The sequence below is a fragment of the Cupriavidus sp. L7L genome (assembly GCF_004353535.1).
GTDB classification, from domain to species: Bacteria; Pseudomonadota; Gammaproteobacteria; order Burkholderiales; family Burkholderiaceae; genus Cupriavidus; species Cupriavidus oxalaticus_A.
The window spans coordinates 1-16,378 of sequence record NZ_SMNY01000011.1 but is presented as its reverse complement, the minus strand read 5'-3'; the positions used below and the strand labels follow the sequence as shown (position 1 = coordinate 16,378).

General features: G+C 66.5%; 17 protein-coding genes and 1 pseudogene. 2 read left to right on the top strand and 16 right to left on the bottom strand.

Features of this window, described 5'->3' with window-relative positions:
* Nucleotides 1-40 precede the first annotated feature (40 nt).
* On the top strand, nucleotides 41-1,033 hold the full coding sequence (locus E1J61_RS14555) for a tripartite tricarboxylate transporter substrate binding protein (protein ID WP_133094772.1): 993 nt from the start codon (nucleotides 41-43) through the stop codon (nucleotides 1,031-1,033).
* An 82-nt stretch (nucleotides 1,034-1,115) separates the two neighbouring features.
* On the opposite strand, the gene E1J61_RS14550 is transcribed toward E1J61_RS14555, so the two are convergent.
* From E1J61_RS14550 to E1J61_RS14475, 16 genes are all read right to left on the bottom strand, one after another.
* Nucleotides 1,116-2,345 carry an RtcB family protein gene (locus tag E1J61_RS14550; RefSeq protein WP_133094771.1) on the bottom strand — a complete coding sequence of 410 codons (1,230 nt, stop codon included), beginning with the start codon at nucleotides 2,343-2,345 and terminating at the stop codon, nucleotides 1,116-1,118.
* Between the two features lie 82 nt (nucleotides 2,346-2,427).
* Nucleotides 2,428-3,402 (bottom strand): threo-3-hydroxy-L-aspartate ammonia-lyase, encoded by a 975-nt coding sequence (locus E1J61_RS14545; RefSeq protein WP_133094923.1) that lies wholly within the window; start codon nucleotides 3,400-3,402, stop codon nucleotides 2,428-2,430.
* 160 nt (nucleotides 3,403-3,562) lie between these two features.
* Nucleotides 3,563-4,627 carry a 4-hydroxy-2-oxovalerate aldolase gene (gene dmpG, locus E1J61_RS14540; RefSeq protein WP_133094770.1) on the bottom strand — a complete coding sequence of 355 codons (1,065 nt, stop codon included), beginning with the start codon at nucleotides 4,625-4,627 and terminating at the stop codon, nucleotides 3,563-3,565.
* A gap of 30 nt (nucleotides 4,628-4,657) precedes the next feature.
* The gene (locus E1J61_RS14535; RefSeq protein ID WP_133094769.1) at nucleotides 4,658-5,602 is read right to left on the bottom strand and encodes an acetaldehyde dehydrogenase (acetylating); all 945 of its coding nucleotides are present in this window, start codon (nucleotides 5,600-5,602) and stop codon (nucleotides 4,658-4,660) included.
* A gap of 41 nt (nucleotides 5,603-5,643) precedes the next feature.
* Nucleotides 5,644-5,904, bottom strand: coding sequence for a 2-hydroxymuconate tautomerase (locus E1J61_RS14530; protein WP_256376133.1), 261 nt, complete (start codon nucleotides 5,902-5,904; stop codon nucleotides 5,644-5,646).
* A complete protein-coding gene (gene dmpH, locus E1J61_RS14525) occupies nucleotides 5,873-6,661 on the bottom strand; it encodes a 2-oxo-3-hexenedioate decarboxylase (RefSeq protein ID WP_133094767.1) in 789 nt (262 codons plus the stop codon). The genes E1J61_RS14530 and dmpH overlap by 32 nt, the downstream gene beginning before the upstream one ends.
* A 30-nt stretch (nucleotides 6,662-6,691) precedes the next feature.
* A complete protein-coding gene (gene dmpE / locus E1J61_RS14520; protein WP_133094766.1) occupies nucleotides 6,692-7,474 on the bottom strand; it encodes a 2-oxopent-4-enoate hydratase in 783 nt (260 codons plus the stop codon).
* An 8-nt stretch (nucleotides 7,475-7,482) separates the two neighbouring features.
* Complete coding sequence (locus E1J61_RS14515; protein WP_133094765.1) at nucleotides 7,483-8,937, bottom strand: 2-hydroxymuconic semialdehyde dehydrogenase; 1,455 nt, start codon at nucleotides 8,935-8,937, stop codon at nucleotides 7,483-7,485.
* Between the two features lie 118 nt (nucleotides 8,938-9,055).
* Complete coding sequence (locus E1J61_RS14510; protein WP_133094764.1) at nucleotides 9,056-9,991, bottom strand: catechol 2,3-dioxygenase; 936 nt, start codon at nucleotides 9,989-9,991, stop codon at nucleotides 9,056-9,058.
* 33 nt (nucleotides 9,992-10,024) lie between these two features.
* Entirely contained in the window at nucleotides 10,025-10,348 is a 324-nt protein-coding gene (locus tag E1J61_RS14505; protein WP_133094763.1) for a 2Fe-2S iron-sulfur cluster binding domain-containing protein, read from the bottom strand.
* A 16-nt stretch (nucleotides 10,349-10,364) separates the two neighbouring features.
* Nucleotides 10,365-11,432: an NADH:ubiquinone reductase (Na(+)-transporting) subunit F gene (locus tag E1J61_RS14500; RefSeq protein ID WP_133094762.1), complete on the bottom strand. Its 1,068-nt coding sequence runs from the start codon at nucleotides 11,430-11,432 to the stop codon at nucleotides 10,365-10,367.
* 28 nt (nucleotides 11,433-11,460) lie between these two features.
* The gene (locus E1J61_RS14495; RefSeq protein WP_133094761.1) at nucleotides 11,461-11,820 is read right to left on the bottom strand and encodes a phenol hydroxylase subunit P4; all 360 of its coding nucleotides are present in this window, start codon (nucleotides 11,818-11,820) and stop codon (nucleotides 11,461-11,463) included.
* Between the two features lie 28 nt (nucleotides 11,821-11,848).
* Entirely contained in the window at nucleotides 11,849-13,360 is a 1,512-nt protein-coding gene (locus tag E1J61_RS14490) for an aromatic/alkene/methane monooxygenase hydroxylase/oxygenase subunit alpha (protein WP_133094760.1), read from the bottom strand.
* Between the two features lie 31 nt (nucleotides 13,361-13,391).
* Nucleotides 13,392-13,670, bottom strand: coding sequence for an MmoB/DmpM family protein (locus E1J61_RS14485; RefSeq protein ID WP_133094759.1), 279 nt, complete (start codon nucleotides 13,668-13,670; stop codon nucleotides 13,392-13,394).
* Between the two features lie 21 nt (nucleotides 13,671-13,691).
* Nucleotides 13,692-14,687 carry an aromatic/alkene monooxygenase hydroxylase subunit beta gene (locus E1J61_RS14480; protein WP_133094758.1) on the bottom strand — a complete coding sequence of 332 codons (996 nt, stop codon included), beginning with the start codon at nucleotides 14,685-14,687 and terminating at the stop codon, nucleotides 13,692-13,694.
* A 53-nt stretch (nucleotides 14,688-14,740) separates the two neighbouring features.
* The gene (locus tag E1J61_RS14475) at nucleotides 14,741-14,962 is read right to left on the bottom strand and encodes a phenol hydroxylase subunit (protein WP_133094757.1); all 222 of its coding nucleotides are present in this window, start codon (nucleotides 14,960-14,962) and stop codon (nucleotides 14,741-14,743) included.
* A 1,275-nt stretch (nucleotides 14,963-16,237) separates the two neighbouring features.
* Between E1J61_RS14475 and E1J61_RS14470 the strand changes: the two are divergent.
* A pseudogene (locus E1J61_RS14470) lies at nucleotides 16,238-16,378 on the top strand (IS5/IS1182 family transposase); the annotation flags it as partial.

Genomic DNA, 16,378 nt, shown 5'->3' with positions numbered 1-16,378 from the left:
GCGTTTCCCCTTCCTTCAACCTAACCGACGAGACATATTGATGAGACCCCTATCCGTCGTCAACAGCCTGGCATCGCTCCTGTTTGTTGCAGGGAGCCTGGGCACCCTGCCCGGGCGCGCCGAGGCCAATATCGCCAGTACCTTCCCGCAGAAGCCCATCCGCATGGTGGTGACGTTCCCGGCCGGAGGCGGGACCGATTCCCTTGCGCGCGTGATCGGAGCGGACATCAGCAAGTCGCTGGGGCAGCAGGTAGTCGTCGACAACCGGCCCGGCGCCAGCGGCAACATCGGCGCCGAGTACGTCGCCAAGAGCCCTGCCGACGGCTACACGCTGCTGATCGTCAACAGCAGTTTTGCCATCAACCCGAGCGTCTTCAAGAAGCTGCAGTTCAACCCGAAGTCCGATTTCAGCGCCGTCATCACCTTTGCTTCGGTGCCGTCGGTGATCGCCGTGCCATCGCACTCGAAGATCCGCACCTTCAACGACTTGCTGGCGACGGGCAAGAGCGCCTCACCCCCCAGCTATGCCTCGTGCGGTAACGGCACGCCCCAGCATCTGGCCGGTGAATTACTGAAGGTCTCGGCAAAGATCGCTATGCTTCACGTGCCGTACAAAGGTTGTGCACCCGCCATCGCCGACGTGCTCGGCAATCAGGCCGATGTCAGTATCAATACGCTGACCAACACCATGCCCTACCTGAAAAGCAACAGGTTGCGCGCGCTGGCCGTCACCTCGAAGGCACGTTCGCCGTTCCTGCCCGACGTGCCAAGCGTGAGCGAGCTTGGCATCCCCGGCTATGACGTCGACCAATGGTTCGGCATCCTGGCCCCGGCGAACACGCCGCCCGAAATCGTGCAGAAGCTGAACACGGAAATCGCCAGGGCCATCTCCAAGCCCGAGGTCAGGTCTTCGCTGGAGCAGCTCGGCTTTGCCACGACCACGAGCACCCCTGCCGAATTCCAGAAGCTGGTGACCTCCGATATCGATCGCTGGCAGAAATTCGCGACGAAGATCAATCTGCTGGTCGACTGACCACCCGGGTGACCGGCCGGGCCACAGCAGCCGGAGCCCTGCCTTTCTCCCTTGCATTGTTGCCGCGCGGGCCTTGTCGCGCCTACCCCTTTACACACACCACCTGCCGCAGCGTATGCACCACCTCGACCAGGTCCGACTGCGCCGCCATCACCGCATCGATGTCCTTGTACGCCATCGGGATCTCGTCGATCACCGCGGCGTCCTTGCGGCATTCCACCCCTTCGGTGGCTTGCTTCTGGTCAGCCACGGTGAAGCGGCGCTTGGCTTCGCTGCGGCTCATGGTGCGGCCCGCGCCGTGGCTGCATGAGCAGAACGATTCCGGATTGCCCTTGCCGCACACGATGAAAGAGCGCGCGCCCATCGAGCCGGGGATGATGCCCAGCTCGCCCGCGCGCGCACTGACCGCGCCCTTGCGTGTCACCAGCACTTCCTTGCCGAAGTGATGTTCCTTCTGCACATAGTTGTGGTGGCAGTTGACGGCTTCGAGCCGTGCCTGGAACGGCTTGCGCAGCACGCGCTGCGCCGCGGCCAGCACCGCTTCCATCATCAGCTCGCGGTTGCGGCGCGCGAACGACTGCGCCCACGACACCGCGAAGACATAGTCCTCGTAGTGCTGCGAGCCTTCGACAAGGTAGGCCAGGTCGCGATCCGGCAGGTTGGCCAGGTGGCGCCGCATGTCCTGCTGCGCCAGCGTGATGAAGGTGGTGCCGATGGCGTTGCCCACCCCGCGCGAGCCGGAGTGGAGCATGAACCAGACCGCTTGCGACTCGTCCAGGCAGACCTCGATAAAGTGGTTGCCGGTGCCGAGCGTGCCCAGGTGGTTGCGGTGGTTGGTGCGCGCCAGCTGCGGGTATTTGTCGGTAATGCGGCGGAAATCCGCGGCCATGCCCGCCCACGCCGCGTCGACGTGCGTGGGCACCGAGCCCCAGGCGCCCTGGTCGCGCCGCCCGCCCTGCGCCGTGCGGCCGTGCGGCACGGCGTGCTCGATCGCGCTGCGCAGCGGGCCGAGGTTGTCGGGCAGGTCCGAGGCGGTCAGCGAGGTCTTTACCGCCATCATGCCGCAACCGATATCCACGCCCACCGCGGCCGGGATCACCGCGCCCACGGTCGGGATCACCGAGCCGATGGTCGAGCCCTTGCCGAGGTGCACGTCCGGCATCACCGCCAGGTGGCGGAAGATAAACGGCATCTGCGCGGTATTGACGAGCTGCTGGCGCGCGGAGTCCTCCACGGGGACACCGCGGGTCCACATCTTTGCCGGCTTGCCGGCGCCGGTATCGAGAACGTCATAGTGCTGCCTGGCCGTCATGGTCTGTCCTGCTCTGGCGTTGCGTTGCAGGTTAGACGGCCGGGCGCCGCACGGATTCCGGATAACGCAAGGCAGTCGCGGCTCAGCTCGGCTGCCCCTGCAGGAAGCCGGCAAAGCTGCCCAGGTCGACATTGCCGCCGGAAACGATGATGCCCACACGCTTGCCCCGCACATCGAGCTTGCCATGCAGCACGGCGGCCGCGGCCAGGCAGCCGGTGGGCTCGACCACGATCTTCATGCGGCCAGCGAAGAACTTCATGGTCTCGACCAGCTCGGCGTCCGAAACGGTCACGATATCGGTCACCCGTTCGCGGATCACGGCAAAGGTGTACTGGCCGAGGAAGGGAGTCTGGGCACCGTCGGCGATGGTGCGCGGGGTGTCGATGCGGACGATCTCGCCGCTGCGCAGGCTGCGCTGGCCGTCGTTGCCGGCTTCGGGCTCGACGCCGTAGACCTCGCAGCCGGGCGACATGGCGTGCGCCGCCACGGCACAGCCCGACAGCAGCCCGCCGCCACCCAGGCACACCGCCAGCATGTCCAGCGGGCCGGTTTCCTCCAGCAGTTCCTTGGCCGCGGTACCCTGCCCGGCCATCACGTGCGGATGGTCGTACGGCGGGATCAGCGTCATGCCGCGCTCGGCGGCGATGCGCCGGCCCAGGGCCTCGCGATCCTCGGTGTAGCGGTCGTACAGCACCACCTCGGCGCCATAGCCGCGCGTGGCCTCGATCTTGATCGCCGGTGCGTCCTGCGGCATCACGATCACCGCCTGTACGCCGAGCAGCCGAGCCGACAGCGCGATCGCCTGCGCGTGGTTGCCGGAGGAGAACGCCAGCACCCCGCCGGCCTTCTGCTGCGGCGTGAACTGGGCGATGGCGTTATAGGCGCCGCGGAACTTGAAGGCGCCGATGCGCTGGAAATTCTCGCACTTGAAGAACAGCTGCGCGCCGGTGGCCGCATCGGCGGTCGCGGAAGTCAGCACCGGCGTGCGGTGGGCCGCGGCGCGGATGCGGTCGTGGGCGGCGGCAACGTCTTCGAAGGAGATCGGCAGGTTGGGCATGACGGTGGCGATGGAAGGGAATGGGACAGGCAAGTCTACCCGTCCCGCGCCGCCAATGCATCCGCCGGTTTGCTCTCCTCTCCCGCTTGCGGGAGAGGAGCCGGGGGAGAGGGCATGGCCGTGGCATACCGCTGCGCTGACATCGTTGCTACGCCGGCCCTCAGGCAGACACCTCCCCCGGCTGCCGCTGCCCCTGTCGCCGCGCCAGCAGGTCCAGCGCCACGTCGACGATCATGTCTTCCTGCCCGCCCACCATGCGGCGGCGGCCCAGCTCGACCAGGATGTCGACCGTACCCAGCCCATAGCGTGCCGCCGCCGCTTCGGCATGGCGCAGGAAGCTGGAATACACGCCCGCATAGCCCAGCGCCAGCGTCTCGCGGTCGACCCGCACCGGGCGGTCCTGCAGCGGCCGCACGATATCGTCGGCGGCATCCATCAGCGTGTACAGGTCGCAGCCGTGGTCCCAGCCCAGCCGCTCGGCGGCGGCGATGAACACTTCCAGCGGCGCGTTGCCCGCGCCGGCACCCATGCCTGCCAGGCTGGCGTCGATGCGGTCGCAGCCCTCTTCCACCGCGACGATGGAGTTGGCCACGCCCAGGCTCAGGTTGTGGTGCGCATGCATGCCGGTCAGCGTTTCGGGCTTCAGCACGTCCTTGAACGCGCGGAAGCGCTCGCGCACGTCCTGCATGCCGAGCGCGCCGCCCGAATCGACCACATACACGCATTGCGCGCCGTAGCTTTCCATCAGCTTTGCCTGCTGCGCCAGCGCCGCCGGCGTGGTCATGTGGCTCATCATCAGGAAGCCGACGGTGTCCATGCCGAGTTCGCGCGCCGACTCGATATGCTGGCGCGAGACATCGGCCTCGGTGCAGTGCGTGGCCACGCGTACCACGCGCGCGCCGGCGTCATAGGCGGCGCGCAGGTCGTGCACGGTGCCGACGCCAGGCAGCAGGAGCGTCGCCACGCGCGCATGGCGCACGGTCTCCGCCACGGCGGCGATCCATTCCAGGTCGGTATGCGCGCCGAAGCCGTAGTTGAAGCTGGAGCCCGACAGGCCATCGCCGTGGGCCACTTCGATCGAATCGACCCGGGCCGCGTCGAGCGCCGCGGCGATGCGGCGCACCTGGTCCAGGCTGTACTGGTGGCGGATGGCGTGGCTGCCGTCGCGCAGCGTCACGTCGGAGATGTAGAGCTTCTTGTTGGGCGTGTTGGACGGTAAGGTCATGTTCGTCTCCCTGCGGTGATGGGGCCGCGCTCAGGCGGACAGCCGGGTCGCGGCCAGGCGCTCGGCGCAGGCCAGCGCGGCGCTGGTCATGATGTCGAGATTGCCGGCATAGGCCGGCAGGTAGTGCGCGGCGCCCTCCACCTCGAGGAAGATCGAGGTCTTGAGCCCGCTCATCGGTCCCAGCCCCGGGATGTTCAGCGGCGCCGAGGGGTCGATGCGCTCGAACTGCACGCGCTGCTTGAGCCGGTAGCCCGGCACGTAGGCCTGCACCGCCTGCGCCATCGCTTCGATGCTCGCCTCGATCGCCGCCGTGTCGGCATCCTCCGACAAGGTGAAGACGGTGTCGCGCATCATCAGCGGCGGCTCGGCCGGGTTCAGCACGATGATGGCCTTGCCGCGCGCCGCGCCGCCCACCGAGCACAGCGCCTGGCTGGTGGTCTCGGTAAATTCGTCGATATTGGCGCGCGTGCCCGGCCCCGCCGACTTGCTGGAGATCGACGCGACGATCTCGGCGTAATGCACCTTCGCCACGCGCGACACCGCCGCCACCATCGGGATGGTGGCCTGGCCACCGCACGTGACCATGTTGATATTGGGCGCCGCCAGGTGCTGGTCAAGGTTGACCACCGGCACCACGTGCGGCCCGATCGACGCCGGCGTCAGGTCGATCACGCGCACGCCGTGCTGCTGCAGCACGCGGTTGTGGTGCGCGTGCGCGCCGGCCGAGGTGGCATCGAAGGCGATGCGGATCTCGCCAAAGCCGGGCATGGCGACCAGCCCGTCGATCCCTTCCGCGGTGGTCGGCACGCCCAGCCGCGCGGCGCGGGCGAGCCCGTCCGACGCCGCGTCGATGCCCACCATGGCGCCCATCTCCAGGTGCTGCGATTGCCGCATCACCTTGATCATCAGGTCGGTGCCGATATTGCCAGAACCGATGATGGCCACCTTGTGCCGGGCGTTTGCTTTCATGTCCATGTCGCTGTCTCTCCGTTGTCTTCCCTGTCTCTGCGCAGTGCTCAGCGCCCCTGCGCCTTGGCGGTAGTGCCGCCGATGCCGAACTGCGTCTTCGGCACCTCGGTGATCATCACGCGCACGGTTTCCACCGGCGCGCCCACCGCTTCCACCGCGGCATCGGTCAGCGCGCGGATCAGGCGCGCCTTCTGTTCGTCGGTACGGCCTTCGATCAGGAAGACCTGCATGATCGGCATGGTGTGTCTCCTTTTTCCAAACGTTCGCGGCGCGGGTTCAGGTGAAGCGCATCGAGACCGTGCCGAGATGCTGGTAGCGCACGGTGATGCTGTCGCCCGCGGCGACCGCGATGGCCTCGGTCACGCCGCCGGTCATGATGAAGGTCCCTGCAGGCAGTTCGCGGCCGCGCGCGCCCAGCATGTTGGCCAGCATGGCAACGCTGTTGGCGGGATGGCCCAGCACCGCGGCGCCGGCGGCGGTGGCGACCACCTCGCCGTTCTTCTCCAGCACCACGCCGAGGGTCTTCAGGTCGAGCCCGTCGGCGCCGCGGTGGCTGCCGCCGACCACGAAGCGCGCGGACGAGGTGTTGTCGGCAATCACGCTCTTGAGGTCGAAGCGGAAGTTCTCGTAGCGCGAATCGATCACCTCCACCGCCGGCACCACGAAGTCGGTCGCCGCCAGCACGTCGCCGATATGGCAGCCGGGGCCTTTCAGCGGCGCCTTGAGCACGAAGGCGATCTCGGCCTCGACCTTGGGGTGGATCAGCGACGACGTATCGATGGCGGCGCCGTCCATGCAGGCGCCGTAGTCGGTGAGGAAGCCGTAGACCGGATCGCTCACGCCCATCTGGCGCATCTTGGCGAACGAGGTCAGGCCCATCTTGAGGCCGGCGATGCGGGTGCCCCGCGCCAACTTGCGCGCGCGGATCGCGTCCTGGATGGCGTAGGCGTCGTCCCAGTCCATCTCCGGATGCGCGTCGGTGATCTTCGGCACCGCTTCCCGGTGCAGCTCGGCGTTTTCCAGATGCTCGGCCAGCCGGGCGATGGTGTCTTGCGTGAGGTTCATGGCTTTGTCCTGCTGAAGGGATGGAAGGGGTCAGACGAAGCGCACGCCGGCCGAGCCGATGCCACCCAGGCTGATGCGCAGCTGGTCGCCGGCGGCGACCGGCACCATCGCCGCCAGCGAGCCCGACAGGATCACCTCGCCGCGCTTCAGGCCAAGCCCCAGCCGGCCGAGCGTGTTGGCCAGCCACGCCACCGCATTGGCGGGGTGCCCGAGCGCGGCCGCGCCGGCGCCGGTGGCGACGATCTCGCCGTTCTTCTCCAGCGTCATGCCGACCGTGCCGAGGTCGAGCCGGCGCGGATCGACCGCCGCATCGCCCAGCACGAACACGCCGGAGGAGGCGTTGTCGGCGACGGTGTCCTGGATGCGGATCTTCCAGTCGCGGATGCGCGAGTCGACGATCTCGAAGCACGGCAGTACGTAGGCAGTGGCGCGCAGCACATCGGCATTGGTCACGCCGGGTCCTTCAAGGTCGTCCTTCAGCACGAAGGCGATCTCGCCTTCGGCCTTGGGCGCGATCAGGGAATCGGCGGCAATGGCGGCGCCGTCGGCATACACCATGCCCGACAGCAGGTGGCCGAAGTCGGGCTGGCGCACGTCCAGCATGTCCATCACCACGCGGCTGGTCACGCCGATCTTCTTGCCGACCACGCGCTCGCCGGCATCTAGCCGGTGCTGCACCATGGCGAGCTGGATGCGGTAGGCGTCGTCGAGGGTGAGCTCGGGCCAGGTTTCGGTCAGCGGCGCCAGCGGGCGGCGGCTCGCCAGCGCCTGGTGCAGGCTGGCGCCAAGTTCGCGGATTTTTTCGCTTTGCATGTGGTGGCTCACAGTTTGACGCAGACGTTGCGCAGCTCGGTGTAGAACTCGAGCGAATGGACGCCGCCTTCGCGGCCGATGCCGGATTGCTTCGCGCCGCCGAACGCGGTGCGCAGGTCGCGCAGGAACCACGCGTTGATCCAGCAAATGCCGACTTCCAGCGCGCTGCCCATGCGGTGCGCGGTGCCGAGGTCGCCGGTCCACACGGTGGCCGCGAGACCATACGGCGTGGCGTTGGCCAGCGCGATGACTTCCTCTTCGGTGTCGAACGGGGCGATATGGCAGCACGGTCCGAAGATCTCCTCGCGGATCACCGCGGCGCTTTCCGGCAGGCCGGTCCAGATGGTCGGCTGCACCCAGGCGCCTTCGGCGAGCTTGCCCTGCATCTGCGGCACGCCTCCGCCGGTTATCACCGTGGCGCCTTCCTCGGCGGCCTTGCGGTAGTAGGACAGCACCTTGTCGCGGTGCTCATGCGAGACCAGCGGCCCCATGTTGACGCCGGTTTCCGTCGGTGCGCCGAGCTTCAGCCCTTCAGCCCTGGCCTTGAGCGCGGCGACGAAGCGCTCGAAGATCGGGCGCTGCACGTAGACGCGCTCGGTGCCCAGGCAGACCTGGCCGCTGTTCTCGAATGCCGAGCGGGTGATGCCGGCGACCGCCTTGTCGAAATCGGCATCGGCGAAGACGATGCCCGCGTTCTTGCCGCCCAGTTCAAACGACACCGGACGCACGCCGCTGGCGGCGGCCTTCATGATCGCTTCACCGGTGCGCGTTTCGCCGGTGAAGGTGATGCCGTTGACTTGCGGATGCGCCGTCAGGAAGGCGCCAGCGGAATCCGGGCCAAAGCCGTGGACCACGTTGTAGACGCCCGGCGGCACGCCGGCCTCGTTCATGACCTCGCCCAGCAGCGTGGCGGTGGCGGGGGTTTCCTCGGACGGCTTGACCACCACGGTATTGCCGCAGGCCAGCGCGGGGCCGACCTTCCACGTCATCAGCAGCAACGGCAGGTTCCATGGGCAGACCACGCCGATCACGCCGCGCGGGCTGCGCACCGCATAGTTGATGGCCTTGCCGCCATCCGGCGTATCCATGGCGAAGCTTTCGGTGGGCACGTTGCGGATCAGGTCGGCAAAGACCTTGAAGTTGGCTGCGCCGCGCGGGATGTCGATATGGCTGGCGAGCGCATAGGGCTTGCCGGTATCGGCAATCTCGGCCTGCACGAATTCGTCGAAGCGGCGGTTGATGCCGTCGGCGACGGAGTGCAGCAGTTCGACGCGCTGCGCTACGGTCATGCGGCCCCAGGGACCATGCAGCGCATTGCGCGCGGCCTGTACGGCGGCGTCGACTTCGGCCTGGCCGGCTTCGTGGACATGGCCGATCACGGTGTTGTCGGCGGGGTTGCGGTTGGGGAACGTGCGGGTGGTGCCGACCCACTCGCCGTTGATGAAGTTCTTGAAGTCTTTCATGTTGGTTCTCTGTGTTGGGCGACGTATCCACTACGGCTTTCCCGCTCACCGATTGGTTGCTCCCTCTCCCGCAAGCGGGAGAGGGAGCAAACCAGCTGCGGGCTGGCGCAATGCGTTCTCAAGTCAGCACATTCAAAAACGCCTCGTTCAGCTTGCGGTCGTGATAGAAGATCGCCTTGCCCAGCTCGTTGTCCGTCCACGTGATCGTCGGCTTGTCCGGATAGTGGATATAGCCACCGGAAAACACCTCGTTCCGGTTTCCCGAAGGATCGAAGAAGTAGATCGTCGCCCCGCGCGTGATCCCATGCCGCGTCGGCCCGATATCCAGCGACACGTCCTTCTTGGAAATAATGTCCGCCGCCTTCAGCACCTCGCTCCAGTTGTCGAGCAGGAACGACGCATGGTGGAAGCGGTTCTTCTCCGGGTGCCGGATAAAGGCCACGTCATGCGCCTTGTTCGAGCATGTCAGGAAGGCACCGATCAGCACCTCGCCGTCCGGCCCGGCCACCACCTGCTCCGCCAGCGAGAACCCCAGCACATCGCGGAACAGCTTCACCGTGCCGTCGACATCGTCGCCATACAGCAGGCAGTGGTCGAAGCGGCTGGGCGCCATGCCGCGCAGGTCGTCCGGCCAGGGATCCGGGTTGAGGTCTCCGGTCTTGCAGCCGGGCTTGTCCTTGTCCGCGAACAGCTCCATCGCATGGCCGGTGGGAATCGTGAAGCGGAAGCGCACGCCGGTGTGCGGATGCTCGCCCGCGGCGATCCACTGGCATTCGGTGGCCAGCCCCGATTGCTCGACCTCCTGGGCCAGCCGCTCCAGTGTGCGGCCGCTGTCGACGCGAAAACCCATGTAGTCCATGCCCGGGCTGTCGGACTCGCGCAGTACCACGCTGTGGTGGTCGTGCTCGTCCCACGCCTTCAGGAACACGCGGCCGTGCTCGTCGCGGGCGGTTTCGATCAGGCCGAGGACCTCGGTGTAGTGCTTTACCGCCGGTTCCAGCTCCAGCACGCGCAGGGCCACATGCCCCGGGCGCAATACGCCAGTCAATGCCATGTCTGTCTCCTTGTGTGTGTCTTCACTGCTTGGTCATGCGTGATTGCTTTTGCCGGCATGCCGCTCCAGGCAGCGCTGCAGCAGCGCCACCGGGCGCAGCCGGATATCGCTGTCGGGATAGGTCTTGCAGGCCAGCACCAGTCCGTCGCGCTGCTCCGACTCGGACAGGCAGGTGCGGCTCATCTTGCCCACGTGGTAGTGCCCGGCCTCAATACGCACCTTGCACACACCGCAGCCGCCACCGCGGCAGCCGGCGGGAATGCCACGCTGGCCCAGCACTTCCATGGCCCGCAACAGGTTCTGCTCCGGCGCGCATGCGTAGCGCTGGCCGCTGCCGGCGATTTCGACGGTATGCATGCATGGCCCTCCCCGCTCAGATCTTGAACAGCGGGCTGCGCGCGCTGTTCTGCGCATCGCCCGCGGACAGGAACTTCTCTGTGTGGATATCCGCCTCGAACAGGCGTCCCTGCATCAACGTGCGGATGCAGGCCTCGATCATCGGCGGCGGCCCGCACAGGTAAGCCTTGTGGCCGCGGAAGTCGGCGCTGCCGTCCTTTGCGTAGAGCTGGTGCAGCACGTCATGCACGTAGCCGCGCGCGCCGTCCCAGCCGCTGCCGGCGGGCTCGTCCGACAGCGCGGGCACATAGCGGAAGTTGGCATGCGCCTGCGCCAGCGCGTGGAACTCGTCGTCGTAGTACAGCTCATCACGGTTGCGCGCGCCCTGCACCAGCGTGATCGGCAGCGTTTCGCCGGCGGCGAGCAGGTCGAGGATCATCGAGCGCGGGCTGGACAGGCCCGAGCCGCCGGCCAGGAACAGCATCGGCACCTGCGCCGACTTGCGCACGAAGAAGCGCCCGTACGGGGCCGAGAAACGCAGTTCGCTGCCTACGGCCAGCTGCTCGTGCAGCCATGTGGTGGCGGGCCCGCCGGGCACGCGGCGCACATGCAGCTCGACCAGTTCATCGCCGGGCTTGCTGGCAAGCGAGAAGGCACGGGGCTGGTCGCAGCCCGGCACCTGCAGGTTCAGGTACTGGCCGGCCTGGAACGCGGTGCGCTGGCCGTCCTTCGGCTTCAGCCAGATGCCGAGGATGGTCGGCGTCAGCGCGCGCGTGGCCACCACCTCGGCGCGGTAGTCGGCCAGCGGCAGGCCTTCGGCGTCGGCGTCTTCCTCGATATCGGCTTCGATCACTAGGTCTGACTGCGCGGTGGCGCAGCAGGCCAGGCACTGCCCGTTGTCGCGCTCGAAGTCCATCAGCGCGAAGCCGGAGGCATCGCCCTGGTCGACCTCGCCGTCGACCACCTGCACCTTGCAGGTGGCGCACAGGCCATGGCAGCAGGCATGCGGCAGCCACACGCCGTTGCGCAGGCAGGCATCGAGCACGGTCTGCCCCGGCGCGATGGGAATGGTCTGGCCGATCGGTTCAATGGTCAGCGAATACATCTCGGTCTCCTTGCTTGCCAACCGCGCATCAGCTGCCGCTGCCGCCGATGCCATCCAGCCCCGGTGTGCGGAAGCGGATCACGTCCTTGTGGCCCAGGCCGTTCTCTGCCAGCGTGCGGTCCAGGTCGGGCTGCCACGGCTGGCCGCCGCGCAGCCACTGCACCGCGCTCCAGTCGATGCGGGCGAAGTCCGGGTGATAGCCGTAGACGCCAGGAAGCACGTCCTGGACCACCGCGCGCAGCGGCATCGACGGCGCGAACGGGAAGCAGTGCGGCGCGCAGAACAGCAGGTGGCCGTCCCAGCCGATATAGAGCAGGCGGTTGCCGTGGAACGCGTCTTCGCGGTCGGCCGGCGCGAAGGTGTAGTCGCCGATGGATACGACGGGCATGGTTGTCTCCTTGTCTGTGATGCGTCGCTCAGGCGGCCGGCGCGATGCCCTTCCAGGCATTCCAGTTGCGCTGGTCCTGCGAGCCTTCGAAGTCGAGGTTGTCGGCGCCCTGGTTGATGCGGTACCACTGCAGCACCTCAGGCAGCGTGGCGCCGCCGCAATTGCCCTGGTAGATCTGGTGCACCGGCAGCCAGGCCTGCGCGTACTTGCCCGGCTCGTCGTCGAAGATGTCCTTGCAGCCGTCGGAGCAGAAGTGGAACTTCATGCCGTGGTAGCTGCTTTCGCGGTAGCAGGTCTGGGTGGGGTCGTCCGCTTCGGAGAACACCATCGGGATCTGGCAGGTCTGGCACAGCATCGGCAGCGTGGCGTTGTAGAAGCGCTCGCCGGCCTGCTGCCGCTCCTGCCAGTGGTCCAGGCGCGGCTTGTAGTAGCGCTCGAAGGTCTGGGGGTATTTCTCGGCCAGCCACGCCATCTCGTCGGCCTTCGGGATCCAGGTGTGGAAGCCCGCCGCGGCCGCGTAGTTGTAGAAAGTGCCCCACGCCTCGTGCGTGATGCGGTCCTTGGTCCTGGTGGCGACCTCGTGGTACTTGGGCATGCGCAGCCCGTAGCGCTCCAGGTCCTTGAACAGCGCGCCGCCGGCCTGCTCGAAGTACATCTCCCACGCCTCGGCCCACGACATCACGCGCTTGGGCAGCATGTAGTCCATCATCATCCCGACCAGCGTCAGCAGGCGGAAGCCGCGCCAGAACCATTTGTCCAGCCACTTCTGCAGGATCGGGATGTTGCCGGGGTCCTGCTCGCACAGGAACTTGACCACCTCCAGCCCCAGCGTCATGTGGCGCGACTCGTCCGACTGCGCCGAGAAGCCGAAGGTCACGGTGGCCATGTCGCCGTTGTACGCCGCGCCCGACATGAACGGCATGAACAGCAGGTTGGTCAGCACGTATTCGAACGAGAACGAGATCGCGGTGATGAACTCGAACGGCCCCGCGCTCATTGCGTCTTCAAAGTAGGACTTGGGCACCGACAGGTACCAGACCCGGTCGTGCATATGGCGCCATTCGCCGAAGCCGTGGAAGTACTTGTTGTAGACCGACAGCGTATGCAGCTGGGTCTGCGCGTGGCGCAGTTCGTCGATCGACTGCATCTGCGCCGCCACGCGCGCGCCGGCGCCGCGGAAGTGCCGGCCCAGGTGGGCATAGCCGCGGTGGGCGGCATATTCGAGCGGCGTCACGCCGGTCAGGAACAGCCGCAGCGCGTTCAGGTAGCGCGGGTCGGATACGTTGAGGTGGCCGTTGTTCTGCACGAACGAGTCGATGATCGCGTACAGCTTGCGCTCCTTCTCCGACTGGTATTTCCAGTAGGCGTCCATGGTCATGCGGAACGGGTCTTCCCACTTGTCCCAGTCGTGGATCTTGATCCCTTCGTACTTGTCGAAAGGAAAGACCTGGTCCATCGGCTCGTAGGTCGTTTCCCAGGCGAGGTCGCGCGTCATCGAGGCGTACTTCTCGCGCAGGTTGAGCTTCTTGCGTGCGTCCATGATGTCTCCGTGTTGTCCTGTATGCGTGGGGTCAGGCGTTCCAGCGCAGCGTGAAGGCGTCTTCGTCTTCGTCGATGTTTCCGCACAGCGAGATCAGGTTGAGGTGGATCTCCTGCAGGTCCCAGTCGCGGCCGAGCTTGCCGGCGACCAGCTCGCGCACGATGGTCAGGTGGCCGGGGGCGTCGATCTTGACCATGGCCGGGAACTGCGAGACCACGGCGTGCGGGTTGGCTTCGGTGATGGCGTCGATGATGGGGCGGGTGTCGTCGTTGTTCTGCAGGGCGATGTAGACGTTGGCAGCGGTCGTCATGGCGGGTCTCCTTCTTTGCAGTCAGGCAGCAAGGCCGAGCTTGTTCAGGCGGACTTCAAACTGTTCGCGGCACAACGCCACCATCTGGGCACCGTCGGCTCCGGTCAGTGCGTTGGCAACTGGGACCAGCGCTTCGGCTACCTGCGCCGCGGCGGCGTGCGCCCAGCCGGACAGCAGCGCGCGGTTCGCGTCGGACTCCGCGGCGGCGGCCTGGATCACCGCATCGACCCAGCGCGCATGCTCGTCGCGCCAGTCATTCATGAACTCGGTCAGCACGGCGAGGCCGGTGCCGCAGGCGCGCACGATGACCGCGTCGGCGTGCTGGTAGACCAGCGGGTAGAGCAGCCCGTCGAGCACCAGGTTCTGCGCGACGAAGGTCTCGAACCAGTCATCGGTGACGAAGCTGTGTTCGACATAGCGGCGCAGCGGCTGCCACGCCGCGCCTTCCAGCCACGCCACTCTCGCGCGCTCCAGCGCCACGCCGGTATTGCCGTCGAGCAGCATGCCGATGCGCGACAGGTACTGCGCGATGCCGAGGCGATCCATCGCGCAGTAGGTGCAGGCCTGCGTGATCGCCGTGCCCCAGCCATAGTCGGCGCAATAGAAGTTGTTCATGTTCGCGCCCCACTCCACGTGGCGCAGCGGCAGCAGGCCCGTGGCCAGGCGCTCCTGCCATTCAGCCGGCAACGCCTGCAGCAGGCCGCGCTTCTCGACGAAGGCGAAGTTCTTCTCGGCGGCATCCTGCTGGCGGCCGCGCGTGGTCACGTAGGCGCCGTAGTAGTACTGGCGCGGGTCCTTTAGCGCGTACCAGTCCTGCATCACGATGGCGGTGCGGCGCTTGTCGTACAGCTCGAAGCCGGGGTCCCAGGTGGGGCGGTAGTGGAAGTTGACCTCCGACTGCACGTCGTAGGTCGCCTCCTGGTAGCGCGACGCGGGCTTGTCGCCGAAGCGGCGCGCCACGTGGCCGTAGGTCTGGCGCAGCGGCTGGATCTGCTGGGTCTTGATATCGACTTGCATCGCTTGGTCTCCTGTGTCCCTCTCTTGTGGTGCGGTGGGTGGGGTTGGTTCTGTCAGGCTTCGTCTTGCTGCGGGGCTTCTGCCAGCGGCGGCAGGAAGCGCACGCGGTTGACGCAGCAGAAGGCTTCGAACATCGGCTCTGGCATGATCAGTTCGACGTTGAGGTCGGGGTCGGCCACGCTGAAGGCGAATTGCACGAAGCCTTCCGGAGTACGGCCTTCGACGCGGACGTAGCGCGGCGTGGCTTCGAACAAGGGGACCGATGGGGTGGTCATGGCAGGCTCCTTCGCAATGGCTTGGGGTGCGGGGGTTATTGCGAAGACTGTGCCAAGGGCTTGGAAGGCGGGTGGGATAAGGGATTGCGGGGGATGGGCGTGGCTTGCGTCGGCGTTAACCCGCAGGCGCTGGCGTTGTGGCGATCATTCGATTGATCAAGCTGGGGGGAGTGTTTGATCAAATGATCAAAAGCCGCTTGGGGTGGGCGATTGCGGGTAGCGGGGGTATTGGGCGTGCTTGCCTTGCGGCGCAGCAGCGAGTTACACGGTTGCGCCTTTAAGTTGCTGATGTGACAGGGGAAATGCAGTGAGGCAGTGCAGCATTGCACTACCGCGGGAACTGACAGGATGGACTGGGGATGGATTAAATGGTGAAGCCAGGTCTTGCTGTGCCTGACGGCTCGGTATCTGGCGGATACTTGATGCGCCCGGTTCCGCCCTAAAGGGCGGGTAACTCTTTGTCCGAGCGACAAAGAGTCACCAGAAAGCGCGTTACTGTCCTGGCGGACGGCCATTCTTATCGTAGTGGGCTGGGGCTTTCGTACGGGGCTGCGCTTCGTTGCAGAGCAGGACTGCCTGACGCCCTGGTGCGCCACGGTGGCTGGGATTGATTCGATTTTTGAACGAGCCCAGAGCTGTTGGGTGGCCCCTGCTGCTGGCGGCGTGGCAGGAACGCCTACGGCTGCGCTGCGCGCGGGTCCTAGTTGGTTTGCTGGGCTTGGCGATATGGCTATCGCTAATGAGAATCCGGGGCCCGGTCTGAGGGAATTGGCTGGATGCATTCGTGGAGGCTCCGGCCCTCTCCCCCGGCCCCTCTCCCGCAAGCGGGCGAGGGGAGCGAACAATGGGTAGGGATGCGCCTGTGGGCTCATCGGCGATAGCGCCAAGCGAGCGCAGGGACGCGTTCCGTGCCAGGACCCCTGACCTGAGATACTGCCGGCGCGCAGCGCAGCCGTAGGCGTTCCTACGTTGGCCCACGCAGCAGGGGCCACCCACAGCTCTGGGCTCGTTCAAACATCACGTCACCAGCGCCACCGTGGCGCACCAGGGCGTCAGGCAGTCCTGCCCTGCAACGAAGCCAAGCCCCGTACGAAAACCCCGGCACACTACGATAAGAGTGGCCGCCCGCAGGGCAGTCAACGCGCTTTTGGTTACTTTTGCCGCTCGGGAAAAAGTGACTCGCCCCTTTAGCAGGCCGCTGAAATACCTCCGGTGGACGTCAGCGCGACAACTGGCTGAAGCGTTGATTTGAGGAGCCCATCCAACTCCACTTTCATGCGCGGCGCAGATACCTTCACAGAAAGTTTGTTCACTATGCGGAGGCTGGATGATTTCGTGCCGAAGTCCCACCCGCTGCGCTCGATCCGCGCCATGGCCAACCAGGCGCTGGTAAAGATGGACCGGTTGTTCGCACAG

What these genes read in the sequence shown, in the direction of transcription:
- E1J61_RS14485 (WP_133094759.1), bottom strand. Translation starts at nt 13,670, where the DNA reads ATGACGACCGCTGCCAACGTCTACATCGCCCTGCAGAACAACGACGAC.
- E1J61_RS14495 (WP_133094761.1), bottom strand. Translation starts at nt 11,820, where the DNA reads ATGCCCGTCGTATCCATCGGCGACTACACCTTCGCGCCGGCCGACCGC.
- E1J61_RS14515 (WP_133094765.1), bottom strand. Translation starts at nt 8,937, where the DNA reads ATGAAAGACTTCAAGAACTTCATCAACGGCGAGTGGGTCGGCACCACC.
- dmpG (WP_133094770.1), bottom strand. Translation starts at nt 4,627, where the DNA reads ATGACCTTACCGTCCAACACGCCCAACAAGAAGCTCTACATCTCCGAC.
- E1J61_RS14545 (WP_133094923.1), bottom strand. Translation starts at nt 3,402, where the DNA reads ATGCCCAACCTGCCGATCTCCTTCGAAGACGTTGCCGCCGCCCACGAC.
- E1J61_RS14480 (WP_133094758.1), bottom strand. Translation starts at nt 14,687, where the DNA reads ATGCAAGTCGATATCAAGACCCAGCAGATCCAGCCGCTGCGCCAGACC.
- dmpE (WP_133094766.1), bottom strand. Translation starts at nt 7,474, where the DNA reads ATGCAAAGCGAAAAAATCCGCGAACTTGGCGCCAGCCTGCACCAGGCG.
- E1J61_RS14535 (WP_133094769.1), bottom strand. Translation starts at nt 5,602, where the DNA reads ATGGACATGAAAGCAAACGCCCGGCACAAGGTGGCCATCATCGGTTCT.
- E1J61_RS14475 (WP_133094757.1), bottom strand. Translation starts at nt 14,962, where the DNA reads ATGACCACCCCATCGGTCCCCTTGTTCGAAGCCACGCCGCGCTACGTC.
- E1J61_RS14510 (WP_133094764.1), bottom strand. Translation starts at nt 9,991, where the DNA reads ATGGCATTGACTGGCGTATTGCGCCCGGGGCATGTGGCCCTGCGCGTG.
- E1J61_RS14550 (WP_133094771.1), bottom strand. Translation starts at nt 2,345, where the DNA reads ATGACGGCCAGGCAGCACTATGACGTTCTCGATACCGGCGCCGGCAAG.
- E1J61_RS14490 (WP_133094760.1), bottom strand. Translation starts at nt 13,360, where the DNA reads ATGGACGCACGCAAGAAGCTCAACCTGCGCGAGAAGTACGCCTCGATG.
- dmpH (WP_133094767.1), bottom strand. Translation starts at nt 6,661, where the DNA reads ATGAACCTCACGCAAGACACCATCGCCCGGCTGGCCGAGCATCTGGAA.
- E1J61_RS14555 (WP_133094772.1), top strand. Translation starts at nt 41, where the DNA reads ATGAGACCCCTATCCGTCGTCAACAGCCTGGCATCGCTCCTGTTTGTT.
- E1J61_RS14500 (WP_133094762.1), bottom strand. Translation starts at nt 11,432, where the DNA reads ATGTATTCGCTGACCATTGAACCGATCGGCCAGACCATTCCCATCGCG.
- E1J61_RS14505 (WP_133094763.1), bottom strand. Translation starts at nt 10,348, where the DNA reads ATGCATACCGTCGAAATCGCCGGCAGCGGCCAGCGCTACGCATGCGCG.